Origin of the sequence: Methylobacterium ajmalii (genome assembly GCF_016613415.1) — a bacterium.
Classification (GTDB): Bacteria; Pseudomonadota; Alphaproteobacteria; order Rhizobiales; family Beijerinckiaceae; genus Methylobacterium; species Methylobacterium ajmalii.
The window spans coordinates 30,604-48,158 of the sequence record NZ_JACWCT010000162.1; the positions used below are offsets into that span (position 1 = coordinate 30,604).

Consider the following 17,555-nt stretch of genomic DNA (forward strand, 5'->3'; position numbering starts at 1 on the left):
CGAGTGGCTACGGAAGACATCGGCGATTTCGCCCCGGCCCCGGGACCCAGGGTAAACACCGACCATGCTCCCGACCGGCCTCCGGAGTTTCCTGGAGCGCGACCCGCCGCGCCTGCGGTTCGGCCTCGCCACGGCGGCCGCGGCGTGGCTCGCCATCGTCCTTGCGGCTGCGCTCGACCTGCCGAACGGGCACTGGGCCGGCGTGACCGTGCTCACGGTCTGGCAGCCGACCCGAGGGCTGCTCTTCGAGAAGTGCCTCTGGCGCCTCGTCGGCACGACCGCGGGCGCGCTGGTGGGCATCGGCCTGCTCGCCGCCTTCGCGACCCACCCGGCGGCGGCGCTCGTCGGCTTGACGGCTTGGCTGGCGTGCTGCGCGGGCATGTCCGCCCTCGTCCGGCACTTCCGCAGCTACGGGGCGGTGCTGGCCGGCTATACCTGCGCCATCGTCGCCCTGATCGACTTCGACCATCCGGCCTCGGTTCAGCACATCGCCTTCGGTCGCATCGCCTGCACGGTCATCGCGGCGTCCTCGCGGCCACCGCCGTGACCGGCCTGCTGATGCCGCCCTCGGGGCGGCGCTCGCTCCTCGACCGCGCACGGCAGTCGGGCGCCGAGCTTCTGGAGCGCTGCTCAGCTCTGCTCACGGGTTCCCTGGGCGCAGCGGACCAGGGCGCGCTGCTGGCCGTCGTAGCCCGGCTCGGCGACCTCGACGCGGAGGCCGACGAAGTCCTCGACGGCGCTCCGGGCGCACGCTGGCGCAAGCGACGCCTGCGCAACCTCCTGGCCTCGCTCCTCCTCGTGCCCTCGCGTACCCGGGCGCTCGCGCGGTCCGACGATCCGGTACAGGCGCAGGCGCCGCCGGAACTGAAAGCCCTCCTGGGTCAAGCCGCCCTCCGATTCCGGTATAAGGACTTTCCCGGGTCGGTCCCTCTCGCGTCCGCCGATGGCCGACCAGCCGTGGCCGACACCCGAGCCGCCCTGACCGCGGCCCTTGCGGATCTCCGGGACCTTGAGCGGGCGCCGGTCGTGGGGAATGGACCCGCCCGCCTCGAAACGCCCTTGGATTGGCAGGGGGCGGCGCGTGCCGCGACCCGGACGGCACTTTGCGTCTTGCCGATGGGCCTCGCGTGGCTCGCGACCGGCTGGGCCGCCGGCTCGCTCATGCTGCTGGGCACCTGCGTGTTCGTGACCTTGCTCTCGGCGAACGAGCTCGGGGCCGCGATGATCCGACGTATCGTGCTCGGCGTGCTTGCGGGCATCGGCCTCGCCCTGGCGTTCCGCGCGTTCGTGCTGCCGCACCCGGCCGGTCTGACGGTTCTCCTCCTCGCCCTCGTGCCGGTCCTCTGCGTCACGGCGGCCGGGCTCACCTTCAGGCTGACGGCGGTGAGCACCGTCGAGTTCAACAACTTCTTCCTCATGATGAGCCAGCCGACGCATCTGACGCCCCTCGGCCCGCCTCTGGTGTGATTAGGCGTGGAATAAGGGTTCATCCGCACTTTCGGTGCTGAAGAGTGTGATCGGGCGTTGATCCGCATGGCAGCCGTAGGGCAGCACGATGCCGATCTCGAACCCGTCGATGCCGTCGGTCCCGGACGGTCTTTACGTCGATGATCTGGCACTGAGCATGGGCGGGTTGCTCATCACCGCCCACACCACCGCTCACCAGGCGACCTGTCCGAGCTGCGGACAATCCTCGAGGCGGGTGCACAGCACATATTGGCGAACCCTCAAGGACCTGCCGTGGCAAGATCGAGCCGTGACGTGGCACCTGCGCGTACGCCGCTTCCGTTGCGGCCACTGCCCGGGGCGGATCTTCGCCGAACCTGTCGTGGGGCTGGGTTCACGCAAAGCGCGCCGAAGCGAGCGGTTGGCTGAGGCGCAGACCGACATCGGCATGGTGCTCGGCGGCGAACCCGGCGCTCGCTTGTCGCGACGATTGGCAATGCCGATCAGCGGCGATACGGTGCTGCGCCTGATCCGTCGGCGCAGGATCATCTCGTCGCCGCCCCCGCGCGTGGTCGGCATCGATGATTGGGCGTGGCGGCGCGGCCACTCCTACGGCACCATCGTCTGCGACCTGGAACGAGGCTGTGTCATCGACTTGTTGCCCGGTCGCTCCGCGGCACCGGTGCGGGACTGGCTCGCCTCCCATCCGAGTGTGGCCGTCGTCAGCCGCGATCGGGCCGGACCTTACGCTGAGGCTGCGCGCACGGGTGCCCCCGCGGCGACGCAGGTTGCGGATCGCTGGCGTGCGACCTGAGGGCTGCTGGAACCCACACCGTTCCGGCAGCCCGCAAGGTCCGATGGAGGAGTGTCCTGCAAGGGAACCTCGTCCACCCGAGTGCTGCTACCCGGACGTGCGAAGGAGCAATCCGACGTGCGAAGCTCCGGGGACAACGGCCCTAATCTGGAAGCACCAATCCGGAGGCGGCCCAGCAGAGGATGGAAGGCTGAACGTGTGTGAACGCCCGCAGTCAAGGTCCGTCATCCGCAACCGGCCAAAGGTGCTGTCAGGCCGGCGCCAAAACGGCACGCGGGTCGGATCGTCGAGTGTCAGCATCGACGACGGTGGCAACATGACCCGCCGGACCATAGGGCGCAGCCTCCCCATCCGCTTCTCCCCATCGGGCAACAGGGTAAGCCCCACCCGTCCCGCCGCCGCAAGGCGACGGTCTCCCGACCGCAAGGAAGGGCATGGCGGAGGGGGTAGAGGAACGGCGGAGCAAGCGAAGGCCGCCCTGTAACGGGGCGGACAGGGCCTCGGCGACGAGGAAATACCCGACCCGAAAGGGTGCTGACTTCCGCCACGGTCTCAACGGTCGAGACGCTTTGGATCGCTTGGACTTGCCAGGGACGTTGGACGGTGACAGCCGAACTGACCGGTGAACGCGGACAGACGACGTGGCCCGAGATCGATTGGGCCGCGACGGAGGACGCCGTGAAGCGATTGCAGGGCCGCATCTTCCGTGCCGCGGCGGCCGGGAAAGGTCGACAGGTCAAGAACCTGCAGAAACTCCTGGTTCGCTCCACATCCGCAAAACGGCTCGCGGTCCGCCGGGTGACCCAGCAGAACGCGGGCCGCGAAACGCCCGGCATCGACGGCGTGGTGTGCAGGACGCCCGAGAGCCGGATGAGGTTGGCCGATCACGGCCTCGGCCTGAGGGACTACCGGCCGCAGCCGGTCCGGCGGGTGTACATCCCCAAGCCGGACGGGCGGCAGCGCCCCCTGGGCATCCCGACGGTCCGGGACCGGGCCATGCAGATGCTCGTCAAACTGGCGCTGGAACCCGAATGGGAGACGCGCTTCGAGGCGAACAGCTACGGGTTCCGACCCGGACGGTGCACGATGGACGCGATCGTGGCCCTGCACGCGACGCTGGCTCCGGCCGGTGCGAGTGGCTGGCTGCTCGATGCGGACATCGCCGGCTGCTTCGACGCCATCGGACACGATCCGTTGCTGGCGAGGCTGCCGGTGTTCACCACCACGATCCGGCGCTGGCTCAAAGCCGGCGCGGTGGATCTCGGCAGGTGGTCGGCGACGACGGCCGGGACGCCGCAAGGCGGTCCCCTGTCGCCGTTGCTGGCCAACGTCGCGCTCGACGGCATGGAGCGGCTCTTCGGAGCCGAGGATGCTCGGGGCCGGTACGTCCGCCCGAGCCTGCGCCGCGGTGAGAACCGCGGCGTCAGCCTGATCCGCTACGCCGACGACCTGGTGGTGACGGCACCGACACAGGAGGTCCTGCAGACCCACGTCGTTCCCGCGCTCGCCCGGTTCCTGGGTGCACGCGGGCTGCAACTGAGCGAGGCGAAGACCCGGATCGTTCACATCGACGACGGTGTGGACTTCCTGGGCTTCACCGTCCGACGTATCCGGGGCAAGGTTCTGACGCGGCCGCAGAAGGCCAAGGTGGTGCGGCACCTGCGCGCCATCGGGGACTACCTGCGCGACCATCGTCAGGCCAGCCCGAGCCAGGTGATCGCCGCCCTGAACCCGGTGATCCGGGGCTGGACGGCCTACTACCGGCACGGCGCGTCGAAACACGCGTTCCACACGGCGGATCATCACGTCTTCGCCAAGCTGTGGCGGTGGGCAAAGCGGCGCCATCCGACCAAGACGGCGAGATGGGTCCGGTCGAGGTACTTCGACCCGGCGTGGAACTTCGTGGACGGCAAGGCCAAGGTCGTGCGGCACGACGAGGTGGGGATCGTCCGGCATGCGAAGATCCAGGGCAAGCGCAGCCCGCTGAACCCCGACGACCGAACGTACTGGCAGGCCCGGCGGCGCCGGCGACTGGACGAGACTATGCGGTCTCGCAAGCGAGCGACGCTGCTACGGCAGCAGGACTATCGATGTGCACTGTGCGGCGTGATGTTCGATCCCGACGAGGACATCACCTTCGTCGAGGTCCACCACGACACACCGCGCCATTGCGGCGGGACGGACCGGATCACCAACCTGAAGCTGGTGCATCGGTGGTGCCACAAGGCTCACCACGCGCGGACGATGGGCCAGGCGGCCGAGGCTTGAGCCGGATGACGAGAGATCGTCCCGTCCGGTTCTGAGGGGGCTGGGGTTCGGCAACGAGCCCCGGCTACCCGACACCTGCTCGTCAATGCTTCCGAGGCGCTGCGCGGCATCGTCGAACGGCACCAGTCCGAGATCAGGACCGTGGCGCGCCACTGCGTGCCCAGCCCTTCTCTCCCGCTTGATCCAGCGGAGATCGGGCCCGTCCCGCAGATGAGCAGCCGGCGACGCGACCGCTGCGAGGCAGCCCTGCGGCTCCACGGGGAAGGTCAGCCAACCAAAGAGATTGCTCGCCGTCTCGGTGCATCCCGCAACGCCGTGCGTCGCTGGATCCGGGCTGGCCAGTTCGTGCCCTATCGCCGTGCCCCAGGCCCGAGCCGGCTCGACTGTTACATCCCCTTCGCCAAGACGTGCTGGCAGAACGGCCAGCGCAGCGCCACCGGTCTTCATCGCGAGTTGTGCGCACAGGGCTTCACGGGCGGCTACGACATCGTCCGGCGCTGGGCCGCACGGCAGCGCTTGGGGGCCCCGGCTCGACCGCCATCCGCCCGGATCCCCTCGACACGCCGCATCACTCGGTGGCTGGCGAGCGATCCAGCCGTGCTGTCGCCCGAGGATCGCTCCTTCACCGAGGCACTCTGCAAGGCGGCTCCGCGCTTGAAGCGGGCCGCCGAGGATGTGCACGCCTTCGCCGATCTCCTGCACCAGAACGATCCCGCCGGACTGACACCTTGGCTGGAGGGTGCCGCCGCCACCGAGCTCGGTGGCTTCGTCACCGGGCTTCGGCAGGATGAGGATGCCGTACGCGCGGCAATCGCTGAACCCTGGAGCAACGGCCACGTCGAAGGGCAGGTCAACCGCCTCAAGCTGATCAAGCGCAGCATGTATGGTCGCGCCAAGTTCGACCTACTTCGCCAGCGAGTGTTGCATGCCGCGTGAACCGAGACCGATAGAGCTTGGCCAGACGTGACTTACCAGCATCAAAAGTGCGGAAGACCCCCGTTCCGATGCCGTTTGACACTCTGGCGCATCAGGGCCTTGCCATGCTCGTCGGCATCGGGGTGGCCGCCCTGCCCTCCACCTCGTCATGCCGCTGGACATCGAGCGGAGGAAGCGGCGCTTGCGCCAGGCGCTCGCGGGCGACTTGGCCGAACTTGCCGGAGGCGCATCGGGCAAGCGGCGCGCGAACTGGGAAGCACGTACCCTTTCGCGAGGCCTGCGACTGCTCGCCGGACGGGGACGGCGTGACCGGACCGCGGACGCGGAGGACGTCCTCAACATGCTCGAACGTGGGCGGACACTACGTGCTCCGTCGGACGCGTTCGAGGGGCGCGACCCCTCTGTTCGAAGCGTCGCCTAGTTACCCATATCGAGATGGCGTGAGTCGGAATCGACCCAAGCCGTGCCGGTCGACGCGCTGCGCCACCGTGGCTTAGGTCGCAATCTGACGCCTCATGCTCCGGCTGCGGCGAGCTTGTGCCGCCGTCCGAGCCGGTGCCTATCCGCAAGCGCCGCCATGGCCTCGTTGGCGGCCCTTTGCCCGCTGTCGTGGGCGCCGTGCGCCGTTGTGAAGTCGAAAGGGTGCGTCGCCTCGCCGGCGAAGAAGAGGCAGTCCTCGAAAGGCCGGGCCAAACGTGCCCGCGCATCGGATCGGCCCGGCAAGGCGCTGCTATACGCGCCGCCGATGGCCTGCATCCGGCTCCACGACGTCGCCGCCAGCGGCCGGATGGCCGCCGACACGTCGCTGCCGAACAGGGCGACCAACTGAGCCGACACGTACGCGAAGCCGGCGGCCGGGCCCTCCTCCTCCAGAATGCGAGCACCGTCACCCCCGAGGAACGCCTCGATGATCGGCCAGCCGTTGGGTCGGATCGAGTAGGAGGCAGACCTCGGGTCGCGCAGGTTGCCGTAGGCATGTGCGGCCGGCTCGAATGCGGCGTCGCGCCCGATCTCCAAGAAGACCTTCTCGTTCCGCCCGAGCGGCAGTGAGGCGGCCGCCTCGCGCCAGGGGTCGACCCCGGCGGGAAGGCGAATGGCGTCGCCGGCCAGGACCCCGGTCGAGACCGTGAGGATGGCGGCTCGGGCGCGAACGGTGCCGGCCCGCGTCGAGACGGCGACGCCGTCGGCCGTCAGGTCGATCCGCTCGACGGGAGTGGCCAGGCGCAGCGCCGCCGCAGGCGGCAGGCTGGCCGCGACCAGGGTGCCGTAGCCGAGCGGCAGGTTCCAGTTCCGACCCGTGGAGGCATCGTCGTAGGCCATGTAGTCGGTGGCGGAGATGCGTTCGGGCGCGACCCCGCTCATGAAGCCGGCGATGGCCCGCACGTAGGCGTTCCACTCACCCCCGGGCTCCAGGGCATCGCTCGCCTGGTCGCTGCCCTGCGCGACCGCCCGGAGCCGCTCCTCCCATTCGCCGAACGCCTTCCGGGCCGCCTCCTCCTCGTCCTCGTCCCAGGCGATGCCGGGATGCGCCTTCCCCCACGGCGGATCGCTTCGGTCGACCGGGAAGCCGGACGCCTCGGCGATGCTGACCCAGGCGTTGCGGTCGCCCGAATGGAGCCACTCGCAGCCGAGGTCGAGCGGATACCCGGCGAGATCCTGCGTGAAGGCGCGGCCGCCAAGGCGCGCTGACGCCTCAAGCAGCAGCACCGCTTTGCCGTTGGCCGTAAGCCGGCGCGCCGCTCCGATTCCGGCAGCGCCTCCCCCCACGATGATGACGTCGTACTCGTTGTGCATGCACCGAAGGTGAGATCGGGCATCGCGCGGGACAAGCGGCAGGGCCTGCAGGGGCGGCCATCGTTGGAAGCGGGCAGGCGCTCGGCCGGCCCTTCAGCCAGTCGACGATCCCGGCTTCAGCCGGCTTTGCGGGCATACCGCCCCTCGTCCCGCGATACGAAATACCGGCCGTGAAAGACGCGTACGTCCATCTTCTTCTTAAACGTACCCGGCGTGAGGGGCTCCTTGTGCAGGGTAGCGCCGCGTAGCGTCACGGCCCGGAGCTCCGGCAGGATCTCGGTCGGCGTCAGGAGGCCCCGCTCGACGAGGAGGTCGGCTATCTCCTGCATGACGCGGTCCCAGAATTCCTGGGCGCGGAAGCGGTCGAACTGGTTCTCGACCTTCCGGAGGCGAGCCTAGACGCGGGCGGCTTCGGTCTCAGGATCATGTAGCCTCCCGGCTCGACAATTCCGCGCAGCGACCGCTTTAGAGCGAAGAGCGGCCATTTGAGCGGTTATCGTAGAAGGTCCGGAATTGGCGCATACTGAACAGGCGGCATGCTGGCTGAGGGCACTGTCAAGATTTCAGTCGGCAACCGTCTGCATGTCCGTGGAGGCATAGATCTGGTCCACCGGCGCATGGTCACGTACCTGCACATGGTTGCGGGCGTACCCAGGGAGCGGAAGGGGAGGGGGCCTGGCCGGGGGTCGAAGGCGGCAAGAGTGCAGCCGCCTTCATTGGCGCACTATCGGGTCTGAGGTGCCGGATCAGCTTCCACGACTCTCTTGTCGGCTTTCTCAGAACCAAACCGCCAACAGAGTTAGACTCAGCGGCATCGGCAGACGTCTCCTGACTTGCTCCTCAACCAAGGAGCTTGTCATGCAGGAAACCTCAACCATTCCGTCTACCACGCGTGTTCCTCGGAACCGTGGCCGTATTGTCGGACCGAAACCACCCCTGAAGCCTAAGCACATCTGGGCCTTGCGAACCCGCCTGCAGCTCGCCAACCGCACGCGAGACCTCGCCCTCTTCAACCTTGCCGTCGATAGCAAGCTGCGTGTATGCGATCTTTTCCGCCTACGCGTAAGCGACGTTCACCTCGGCGATGCAGTCCGCCTCCGCGCGACGGTGTGCCAGCAGAAGACCGGAAGGCCGGTGCCCTTCGAGATCACCGAGCCGACACGCGAGGCACTTGCGGATTGGCTGACTTCGCGCAGCTTACGGGCGGGCGACTGGCTGTTCCCGAGCCGCTCTCGGCGCAGCCAGCACCTCACGACGCGACACTACGGTCGACTGGTTGACCAGTGGGTCGCCTTGATCGGCCTCGACCCCGCAGCCTACGGTACGCACAGCCTACGGCGAACGAAGGTCGCACTGGTCTACAAACGCACCGGCAACATCCGTGCTTGCCAACTGCTGCTTGGCCACACCAAGCTAGAGAGCACGGTGCGCTACCTCGGCATCGAAGTCGATGACGCGTTGATCCTGTCTGAGCAGACCGAGATATGAGTTGGACGCCGCGGTCAGATTGACCGCGGCGTATCAACGAGCGGTTTTGCTTCCAGGGTTCAAAATGACCCGAAGCGGCCCTTCATGATGCGTATAAGAAACGTCCGGTTGCGAGCAGCTTCCGGATATTCGGGTTCAAAAATGTCGCAAAGGCATATAGCAAATGGCCTGGTCAGATATGTGACTTATATTATAAGTATTGATAACAAATTTTCAGCGAAGCGATACTCGCGTCAGAGGCTGTTGGCAGCCTTAGGGTGTAAACCCGTTCAAGGTATTGCAGTTATGTGCGACATATGATTCTACGCGCCTCCCAGATGGAGGAGGCTATGGCAGAGCTGTTCTGGCTGTCGGACGAGCAATGGCAGGCGATCGCGCCGTTCATGCCCACCAACCAGCCCGGCGCTCGTCGCAAGGACGACCGCACGATCCTGTCGGGCATCCTGCACGTCATCAAGTCCGGCTGCCGCTGGAAGGACTGTCCTGGCGACTACGGGCCGTCCACCACCGTCTATAACCGCTTCAACAGGTGGTCGCGCCGCCGCTTCTGGACCGGCATGCTGGAGGCCCTGGCCAAGGCCGGATGGTCCGGCGAAGCGGCTGCCCTCGACGCGACCAACGTCAAAGCCCAGCGCGCCGCCCACGGCGGAAACGTATGGCCCGCCCCGTCCGCAAGTGGCTCGGATCCGCTGGTCTGATCAGTCTGCATAAACGTATCCGGCCTTCCGGTTGCCCGTCGGCCAAGATGGAGATCCGCGCGTCCCGGTCCTCATAAAGGGGGCGGCGTCGAGCGCCATTTTACGCCAGAGGTTTCTAGGACACCGGTCGACTGTCAGGCCATCTTCCTCTCACCACCCGCAGACATCGTGAGCCGACGAGAGCCTCGCCAGCCGAACCCAGTTCAGGCCGCGATTGCAGCCGCCTCGTAGACCCGCTCGTGGCGCAGCAGCGCCCAGACGATGCGTGCCATCTTGGCGGCCAGCGCCACGACTACCGTGTTGGCGTGAGCCCGCGCCGAGAGACCCCGCAGCCACTGCCCCAGGCGCGTGTCGCCCTACCGAAGCGTCGGCAGGGCTGCCCGAGCCCCTTGGATGAGCATCTTGCGCAGGTACTTGCTGCCGCGCTTGGTGATCCCGACTAGCTTCGGCCGGCCACCAGTCGTCACCTGACGTGGCACGAGGCCGAGCCAAGCCGCCAAATCGCGTCCGCGTGCGAAGGTGGCGACGTCGCCGATCGCCGCCACCAGGGCGGTCGCGTTGAGCGCGCCAATGCCCGGAATGGTCGTCAGCCGGCGGGCGCACTCGTCCGTGCGCGCCTGCTCGGCGAACTCGGCGTCGAGGGCGGCGATGCGCCGATCGAGGAACTCCCAGCGCTCGCGCACGTCCGCCACGAGGGTCTGCATGGGGGGCGTGAGATCCGTGCCCTCCTCGCCCTCCAACAGGCGGGTCAGGAAGCCGGCGAGCTTGGCCCGCCCCTGCGGCACGACGTGGCCGCGCTCCAGCAGGATGGCGCGGAGCTGGTTCATCAGCGCCGTGCGCTCGCCGAAGCGCTGGTCACGCACCCGGTGCAGGGTCTGCATGTCGAGCTGCGCTTCCGCCTTGAGGGCCACGAAGCGCATGGTCGGGCGGGTCGCCGCTTCAGCGATCGCCTCGGCATCGCGATCGTCGTTCTTCTGAGCCTTGACGTAGGGCCTGACGTACTCGGGCGACATCAGCCGGATGGTGTGTCCCTGAGCGGCCAGGGCACGACCCATGTGGTGGGCGCCGCAGCAGGCTTCCATGGCGACCACGCAGGGCGCCAGCTTGGTCCGGAAGGCGACAACGGTCTGCGCCGCATGCGCCGACGCAGCACGACCTTGCCGCCCGCATCCAGCCCGACGAGGCTGCAGCTGTTCTTGCCCAGGTCGATCCCGAGTACCGCGATCGTCATTGCTCTGCTCCGTCCCTCATCTCGGCTACTCTGCAAGCTTAGCAGCGCAGCGCGGCGAGGGGCGGGCCATCCATAAAGGGGGGGCCGCGAGCAGGCGATCGGCCCTTCGCGGGCGGGTCCGACCATCAAGATCCACGTCCTCACCGATGTGATCGGCCGCCCGGGCGTCATCCACCTCACCCCCGGCAACGCCAGTGACGTCAAGACCGCGCCCGCCGTACTGGCCCGGGCACCCGGTCGCGTGCGGCGGCTCATCGCCGTCAAGGGCTACGATGCCGACTGGCTGCGCCAGGACCTGCGCGAGCAGGGCATCAGCGTGGTCATTCCCGGCACCCGCGCCCGCAAGCGCAAGATCCGCCTCGACAAGCGACGGTATCGGGATCGCTGGCGGGTCGAGGCGGTCTTCTGCCGCCTCAAGGACTTCCGCCGCATCGCCACGCGCTACGACAAACTCGCCCGCAACTTCGCATCGGCTCTCGCCCTCGCCGCCGTCACTGCGTTCTGGTGCTGATTGAGTCTCAGCCCTAGGAATCGCGAATTTCCACCCCATGTAGTACAACAACCCCTTTATCCTGATATCTACGATTAATAATGAGCGCTGATCGCCCCGTTAACGACCCTTTATCGAGCGGCCGCCTCCCAGCTCCCGATCAGATTATTCGCTACTCAATCGCGATTCTAACTCGATATCACTTACGGAAGCTCAGCGACGACGCGCCTAAACTGACTGGGTATTGTACCGGTATGTTGCTGAAAGAAGCGGGTAAAGTTGGCTGGTGCGCTGAAGCCTAGATCGTCAGAGACCACGGCAAGGGTTGTGGCGGGGTCTAGGATAGCCGCGACAGCAGCTTCGACGCGCACGGCGTTGGCGTAGACGGCCGGGCTCAGCCCCGTGCAGCGGCGGAAAAGTGTGTTGAAGTGCGGCCGCGATAGACCGGCCGACCTCGCGACGGTGTCGAGATCGCGGGGTACGGCACCCGATTCCCCCATAAGTTGAAGGGCCCGCCGGATGCGGTGATCGGTCAACAGTGCCACACGCGGGGGCTGCCGGTCTCCATAGCGATGCGCCAAGGCGATGATCAGGGCACGGATCCGGTCTTCGAGCGTTACTGCGTCAGTATCGTGGCAACCTATGCGCCGTACAAGGTCCTCGCGCGCTCTCCACAGGGTGCGGTCGAGTGGCACGCAGGACACTTCGAAGAAGCGGCCGGCGCCGCAGGGCCGGAACGCGCGATCAATCCCAGCGAGCCAAGCGGGCTCGATGTAAAGGGCGAGGAAGGCCGTCCGCTGCAGCCCACCCCGGTGCAGGTAGCGGTGCGGCTCCCAACTGTTGATCAAGATCGCGGTGTCGTCGCGCACGGGCAGCGCCCGGCCCGCGACGATAAAATCCTGGTCGGGGCCGCTCGCCTTCAGGATCACGTGGCAATGATGGTGCGCGTGATCAACGAGGGAGGTGTCCATGTCGAGAAGCGCCACCCGGCCGAACGCGCCGCGCAGGATTCCGAGAGCCTGGGTCACGATCCGCGATCACCTTCCCTGCCGGCCAGGGCCGGCATCACCATAGTTCCGATTGGGGAGATTAACCCATGCGCACGCCTACATTTCCGGTTGGGCGCGCGAAAAACATCCGGATTGATAAGTCAGCCTCCGGGGTGATCAGGGTTCTGCGCGCGAGCTGCGCCACACTCCACGTCTCGCAAGCAGGTTCCCCGTTCGAGAGGGAAAGCGAGACGAGGAGGAAACCAATGACACCCGTCTTCCAAAGCCCGGAGCGCGACCGGCGCGAGCAGGAGCGCCAGAGCACTTTTCGCGAACGCTTCGTGGCCGAAACCCCGCCCTGGTACCACGGCGCGATCCATCTCGGCTTCACGCTGCTGATCACCGGCGGTACGGTCCTGTACTGTTGGAACCGAATCGAGGTCTCCTCGGCATGGGAGTGGCTGCTGGTCGTGCCGATCGTGCTTCTCGGCAATTGGTGCGAGTGGGCCGCGCACCGCTACGTGCTGCACCGCCCGGTGCCCGGGCTCACAATGATCTATAAGCGCCACTGCACAGTGCACCATCAGTTCTTCACGCACCATGACCTTGGCTACAGTGGCCACAAGGAATGGCGGGCTCTGCTGTTTCCGCCCTTCGCCCCGATCGGCTTCGTGCTCGCCGCCCTGCCGCCGGCGCTTCTGGCCGGCTGGCTGATCTCGTCGAATGCCGGGTACATCGTCGTGCTCACGATGGCCGCCTACTACCTGCTCTACGAGGGCCTGCACACGCTCTCACACCTCGATGACACGCGGCATCCTTACCTGCGGCACATCCCCCTGGTGAACACCGTGCGGCGAATGCACTACATTCATCACGTGCTCGGGTTCATGCAGACCCGCAACTTCAACCTCACATTCCCGATCTGCGACGCACTGTTCGGCACCAGCGACCTCGACCGATCCCTCGTCGGGACGCTGTTCAACGGCGCATCGCACGACCACATGCGGGCCGACATCCGGTCGGCGGATCCGGATCTGTCGGCGACAAGCATCAAGGAGGCCGAGCGGCGTACGCGGGCTCGCCTCGCCTGACGCCCCGGGTGCCGGCGGCCTCAGGCCCCGGCTCCCAGCTGCGCGACGAGGTGATCGGCGATCTTCTCGCCGATCATGATGGTCGGCACGTTGGTATTGGCACTCGGCAAGCTCGGCATTACCGAGGCGTCCGCGACGGAGAGCCCTTCGACGCCGATCACCCGCCCGGTCGGATCGACCACTGCACCCCTGTCGGTGGAATCGCCCATGCGGCAGGTGCCGCTCGCATGCCACACGCCGAAGACCGTCTCGCGCACGAAGTCCCGCAGGGCTGCGTCGTCGGCAGCGATCCGGCCGAGATCGACCCCGCCGGACACGGCGCGTAGCATCAGCCGGCGCAAGGGGGCAGGACCGTCGAGGAGCCGGGCCAGCAGGGCAGTGACGCGCCGGTTGCGAGGCGTAACCCGGCTGAGCCGCTTGATCGCAGGCGTGAAGCTCGCCGGGAAGATCGCCGCGGGATCCGGGTTGAGCTGCGGCGAGACCACGAGCGCAACGAGGTCGCGCAGGCCCGTCGCCAGCCGTTCGAGATCGCGCGGGTCCGACAGGAGGCCGAGGTCGACGTCCGGACGGCCCGCCGGATCGGCCGGGTTGAGGCGCAGCCGCCCGATCGAGTGCGGCTGGTTCACCCATAGGAAATAGAGGGCGAGGCTCGCCCCGAGCGCGTGCCAGCCGCCGCGGGCGGAGGCGGTGAGGTACATGTCGGAGGGTGTACCGCCCGGCAGGCCGGAGGAGGAGCGCAGGGCGACGAAGCTCGCCCGTCTGTAGCTCAGCGGCAGGCGAAGCCGACGGGGCAGGTACTGCGCGATGGTCAGCGCTGGGTGGTCGCGCAGGTTCTCGCCGACCCCGGGCCGGTCCGCGAGGACGGTCACGCCGCAGGTACGCAGGTGTTCTGCGGGTCCGATCCCGGCCCGCAGGAGCAGGACCGGCGATTGCAACGCGCCTGCGCAGACCACCACCTCCCGCGCCGCCACGCGCTGCTCGCGTCCGTCCGCTTGGCGCAGCTGCGCGCCGACGGCGCGCCGTCCGTCGAACACCAGGTCGGTGACCTGCGTGTGCGCGGCGATGACGAGGTTCCCGCGCGCCCGCGTGGGCGCGTCGAGATAGGCCGCGGCAGAGGAAACCCTGGCGTCATCCCGGTTGGAGAAGGCCGGCGGGAAGATCCCGTCCTCGAATTCGCCGTTCTGATCGAGGCGCCGCGGCAGGCCGGTCGCGTCGAGAGCCGTCGCAACCGCGTGTGCAAACGGCGGCCAGGCCGGTTCGAGGATGCGTCGGATCGGCAAGGGGCCGTCGCGCCCGTGCAGCGGGCCGTCGCAGTCGAGGTCGGTCTCGAGCTTGCGGAAGTAGGGCAGGACGTCGTCCCAGCCCCAGCCCCTCGCCCCGGCCGCCGCCCAGGCGTCGTAGTCGCGCGGGAGACCGCGGTTGGCCGCCTGCACGTTGATGCTCGACGAGCCGCCCATCACGCGGCCCTGCTCGTAGGCCCGGCGCCGGATCCGCCCATCGGCCCCGCGGGTGACGGCCGCGTCGAGGCCGGGCCAGATGTAGGTGTCGCCGAAGAACAGCGGCATCGGGTAGCTGTCGAGGATCTCGGCCGGCACCTGTCCTGGGGGCGTGTCGCAGCCGGCCTCGACGAGAAGCACCCGCCGGTTCGGATCGGCCGAGAGACGTTTGGCGAGGACGCAGCCGGCCGAGCCGCCGCCGACAACGAGCACATCGACCTCATGGGGCAGTTCGCTCATGCGCATCAGCCCCCGAGTACCGCGCGCCAGTCCGCATCCGGCACGACCACGGCCGCGAGGTCGATCTCGGCCTGGCCTGGCACGCAGATGCGGGTGAACTTCATCGGCGGCGCGTCCAGCGTTGCGGTGGCGTCGAGGCCCATCTTGGCGCCCACGCCCTCGCGCGCGGATGGGTCGAGCTTCGAGCCCTGCGAATGCGCGACCACCACGAGGTCGCGGTCGGCCTGGAAGCGGGTAGCGACCGCCCACTCGACCTCCTTCGGATCGTGGATGTCCACGTCCATATCGACGACGACCGCGTGCTTGATGTCGTAATGGGCCGCGAAGGCGCCAAGCAGGACGTTCTTGGCCTCGCCCTCCTGCGTCTTGCGCAGTTTCACGTAGAGATGGTAGCGGCCAACCCCGCCGAGGGAGAGATGGACGTCCTCGACCCCTGGGAAACTACGCTTGAGGGTTGCCAGGATCGTGGCTTCGCGGGGGATTGCCCCAAGCAGCAGGTGCTCGAGTCCGCCTCCGACGATCATGTGGAAGAGCGGCCGCTCGCGGTGGGTAACGGCGTCGACCTGCATGACGTGGCGCTCGGCCCGCTCGCCGTAATATTGCGGGAACTCGCCGAACGGCCCCTCCGGCTCGCGCAGCTCCGGCAGGATTCTCCCCTCGATCACGATCTCGGCTTCTGCCGGCACGCGCACGTCGTTCGTGAGGCACTTCACCACGTCGAGGGGAACGCCCGTGAGCGCACCGGCGATCTCAAGTTCGTCCTGGCCGAGCGGCACGATCGCCTGGGAGGCGAGCAGGCAGGCGGGATCGACGCCCACGACGAGCGCGACCTCCAGGCCGCGGCCGGCGGCTTCGGCGCGGCGGTAGAAATGATCGGTGTGGCGCGGCAGCACGAGAACGCCGATGCGGTCGGGCCCGTTGATCTGGCAGCGCAGGATGGCGACGTTCTGCGCGCCGGTCTCGGGATCGCGCGAGATCATCAGCCCCGCCGAGATGTAGGGACCTCCATCGTGCTCGTTGAGCGTCGGCACGGGCAACAGCCGCAGGAGATCGATGTCGGTGCGGTGGACGATGCTCTGGGCGGGCCCGGTCTCACGCTCGCGCCAGGGCAGCGGCGCCGCACAGGCCTGCTGGACATGCGCGACGAGGCGGTCCTCCGTCGTCCCGAGCGCTTCGGCCATCCAGGCCCGGCTGGAGACGAGGCCCGAGACGATGGTGCCGTCCTGACCGTCGGGGCGGGGAAACAGAGTGGCGCTGCGCCCGTCAAGCCGGTTCGCCACCGCCGCGGCCTCGTGGCGAAGCCCGATGCCCGGCCGTGTCACGCTGAGGCGCCCGCTCTGCCCGAGGCGAGCGAGCCAGTCGCGCAGGGATCGGGTTGGGGCCGGCACGCTCATGTTGTCCTCCCGGTCGCGGCCCGCGCGGGGCGCCGTCGTCCCGTCTCGTTAGGCTGCTGCGGCGACGGACTGAAATAAGGATTGCTGATGGGGCCGATCAGGCGGTCTGAATTGCCGTGGCAGCAGGCTTATGCTCCTGTGATACGGCGTGTTTTCGACGGCCGACCGCCGTACTGGAGCACCGCCGGAAGCCAGGAATCCGCACGTGGATTTGCGCCAGATCTCCTACTTCGTCGCTCTGTTCGAGGAAGGCAGCGTGACGCGCGCGGCGCAGCGGATGAACGTGGTGCAGCCAGCACTCAGCATGCAGATCGCCAAGCTCGAGCGCGAACTGGATCAGCGGCTCTTCGAGCGGCAACCTAAGGCAATGGTGCCGACCGCCGCAGGCCGGCTGCTGCACCGGCTCGTGCAGCCGATCCTACGCGACGTTGCCGAGGCCCGGGCCACGATGGCGCAGCTCTCCCAGAGCGTGTCGGGGCGGGTGACCGCAGGCATCCTGTCGTCGCTCTCGATGAGCGTGGTGCCGAGCGTGCTGGCGCGCTTCGCCGCCACCTACCCGCAGGTGGAACTGTCTCTGGCGGACGGCTATTCCTCGACCTTCATCGACGGCGTTGGCGACGGCAGCCTCGACCTGGCGGTAATCAACAAGCCCAACCGCCGCCTCGGCCTGATGATGGAGCCACTTCTCGATGAAGAGATGGTGGTGGTGGGCGGGAGCGCGACGCCGCTGCCGATCCCCATGCCGGTGCGCACGCGCGATCTCGTCGGACTCGACCTCGTCCTGCCCTCGGCCCGCCACGGTCTACGCCTGGAACTCGACCGGCGGGTCGGCGCGGAGGACATCACCTTGAGCCCCCAGATCGAACTCGACCTGCCCTCCGCGATCGCGGATTTCGTCGCGCGCTCGAACCGCTTCACGGTCCTTCCCAGCATCGCGGTGAGCCGGCAGCTCGTTGAGGGCTCGCTCAAGGCCTACCGCATCGTGGCGCCGCGGATCACCCGCCAGCTCGTCATCATCCATCACCCAAAATACCCGCTCACCCCCGCGGCGATGCGCTTCGTCGAGATCCTTGGCGAGGAGCTGTCGGCAGCAGCGGCCGCGCTCCAGGCCCATATCGTCACGGGTCCCTGACCGGCGAACCGACGTCCCGCTGATCGCCCGCATCATCCATCCTTATTC

The 17,555-nt window shown here is 67.9% G+C and carries 11 protein-coding genes and 5 pseudogenes; 10 read left to right on the plus strand and 6 right to left on the minus strand.

Annotated features, from left to right (window positions below; all coding sequences use genetic code 11):
• Positions 1 to 64: 64 nt before the first annotated feature.
• The 5 genes and pseudogenes from HPY23_RS33690 to HPY23_RS28880 form a co-directional block, all read left to right on the plus strand.
• Positions 65 to 547, plus strand: a complete 483-nt coding sequence (locus HPY23_RS33690; RefSeq protein WP_200601919.1) for an FUSC family protein — start codon at positions 65 to 67, stop codon at positions 545 to 547.
• A complete protein-coding gene (locus HPY23_RS28865; RefSeq protein WP_200601920.1) occupies positions 544 to 1,467 on the plus strand; it encodes an FUSC family protein in 924 nt (307 codons plus the stop codon). Before HPY23_RS33690 ends, HPY23_RS28865 begins: the two co-directional genes overlap by 4 nt.
• Before the next feature lie 109 nt (positions 1,468 to 1,576).
• A pseudogene (locus HPY23_RS28870) lies at positions 1,577 to 2,248 on the plus strand (ISL3 family transposase); the annotation flags it as partial.
• A 615-nt stretch (positions 2,249 to 2,863) separates the two neighbouring features.
• Positions 2,864 to 4,528: a group II intron reverse transcriptase/maturase gene (ltrA, locus tag HPY23_RS28875; protein ID WP_200601921.1), complete on the plus strand. Its 1,665-nt coding sequence runs from the start codon at positions 2,864 to 2,866 to the stop codon at positions 4,526 to 4,528.
• Positions 4,529 to 4,591: 63 nt separating this feature from the next.
• Positions 4,592 to 5,464, plus strand: a pseudogene (locus HPY23_RS28880) (helix-turn-helix domain-containing protein); the annotation flags it as partial.
• A 513-nt stretch (positions 5,465 to 5,977) separates the two neighbouring features.
• Here the strand turns inward: HPY23_RS28880 and HPY23_RS28885 are convergent.
• Both HPY23_RS28885 and HPY23_RS28890 read right to left on the minus strand, forming a co-directional pair.
• Entirely contained in the window at positions 5,978 to 7,258 is a 1,281-nt protein-coding gene (locus HPY23_RS28885; RefSeq protein ID WP_200601924.1) for a flavin monoamine oxidase family protein, read from the minus strand.
• A gap of 116 nt (positions 7,259 to 7,374) precedes the next feature.
• A complete protein-coding gene (locus tag HPY23_RS28890) occupies positions 7,375 to 7,587 on the minus strand; it encodes a hypothetical protein (protein ID WP_132251318.1) in 213 nt (70 codons plus the stop codon).
• Between the two features lie 529 nt (positions 7,588 to 8,116).
• Between HPY23_RS28890 and HPY23_RS28895 the strand changes: the two genes are divergently transcribed.
• Together HPY23_RS28895 and HPY23_RS28900 are read left to right on the plus strand one after the other, a co-directional pair.
• A complete protein-coding gene (locus HPY23_RS28895; protein ID WP_200601928.1) occupies positions 8,117 to 8,746 on the plus strand; it encodes a tyrosine-type recombinase/integrase in 630 nt (209 codons plus the stop codon).
• A gap of 329 nt (positions 8,747 to 9,075) precedes the next feature.
• Positions 9,076 to 9,396 (plus strand): annotated as a pseudogene (locus HPY23_RS28900) (transposase); the annotation flags it as partial.
• A gap of 251 nt (positions 9,397 to 9,647) precedes the next feature.
• Here the strand turns inward: HPY23_RS28900 and HPY23_RS28905 are convergent.
• Positions 9,648 to 10,675, minus strand: a pseudogene (locus HPY23_RS28905) (IS110 family RNA-guided transposase).
• A 79-nt stretch (positions 10,676 to 10,754) separates the two neighbouring features.
• Between HPY23_RS28905 and HPY23_RS28910 the strand changes: the two are divergent.
• Positions 10,755 to 11,186: pseudogene (locus tag HPY23_RS28910) on the plus strand (IS5 family transposase); the annotation flags it as partial.
• A gap of 182 nt (positions 11,187 to 11,368) precedes the next feature.
• On the opposite strand, the gene HPY23_RS33915 reads toward HPY23_RS28910, so the two are convergent.
• Complete coding sequence (locus tag HPY23_RS33915) at positions 11,369 to 12,193, minus strand: helix-turn-helix domain-containing protein (protein ID WP_200601929.1); 825 nt, start codon at positions 12,191 to 12,193, stop codon at positions 11,369 to 11,371.
• A gap of 227 nt (positions 12,194 to 12,420) precedes the next feature.
• Between HPY23_RS33915 and HPY23_RS28920 the strand changes: the two genes are divergently transcribed.
• Entirely contained in the window at positions 12,421 to 13,245 is an 825-nt protein-coding gene (locus HPY23_RS28920; protein WP_200601932.1) for a sterol desaturase family protein, read from the plus strand.
• 20 nt (positions 13,246 to 13,265) lie between these two features.
• Here HPY23_RS28920 and HPY23_RS28925 read toward each other — a convergent pair whose 3' ends face one another.
• Both HPY23_RS28925 and HPY23_RS28930 read right to left on the minus strand, forming a co-directional pair.
• Positions 13,266 to 14,981 (minus strand): GMC family oxidoreductase, encoded by a 1,716-nt coding sequence (locus HPY23_RS28925; RefSeq protein WP_200601933.1) that lies wholly within the window; start codon positions 14,979 to 14,981, stop codon positions 13,266 to 13,268.
• A 5-nt stretch (positions 14,982 to 14,986) separates the two neighbouring features.
• Positions 14,987 to 16,375: a UbiD family decarboxylase gene (locus tag HPY23_RS28930; protein ID WP_200601934.1), complete on the minus strand. Its 1,389-nt coding sequence runs from the start codon at positions 16,373 to 16,375 to the stop codon at positions 14,987 to 14,989.
• Between the two features lie 148 nt (positions 16,376 to 16,523).
• Between HPY23_RS28930 and HPY23_RS28935 the strand changes: the two genes are divergently transcribed.
• Complete coding sequence (locus HPY23_RS28935) at positions 16,524 to 17,507, plus strand: LysR family transcriptional regulator (RefSeq protein ID WP_289052755.1); 984 nt, start codon at positions 16,524 to 16,526, stop codon at positions 17,505 to 17,507.
• Positions 17,508 to 17,555 lie beyond the last annotated feature (48 nt).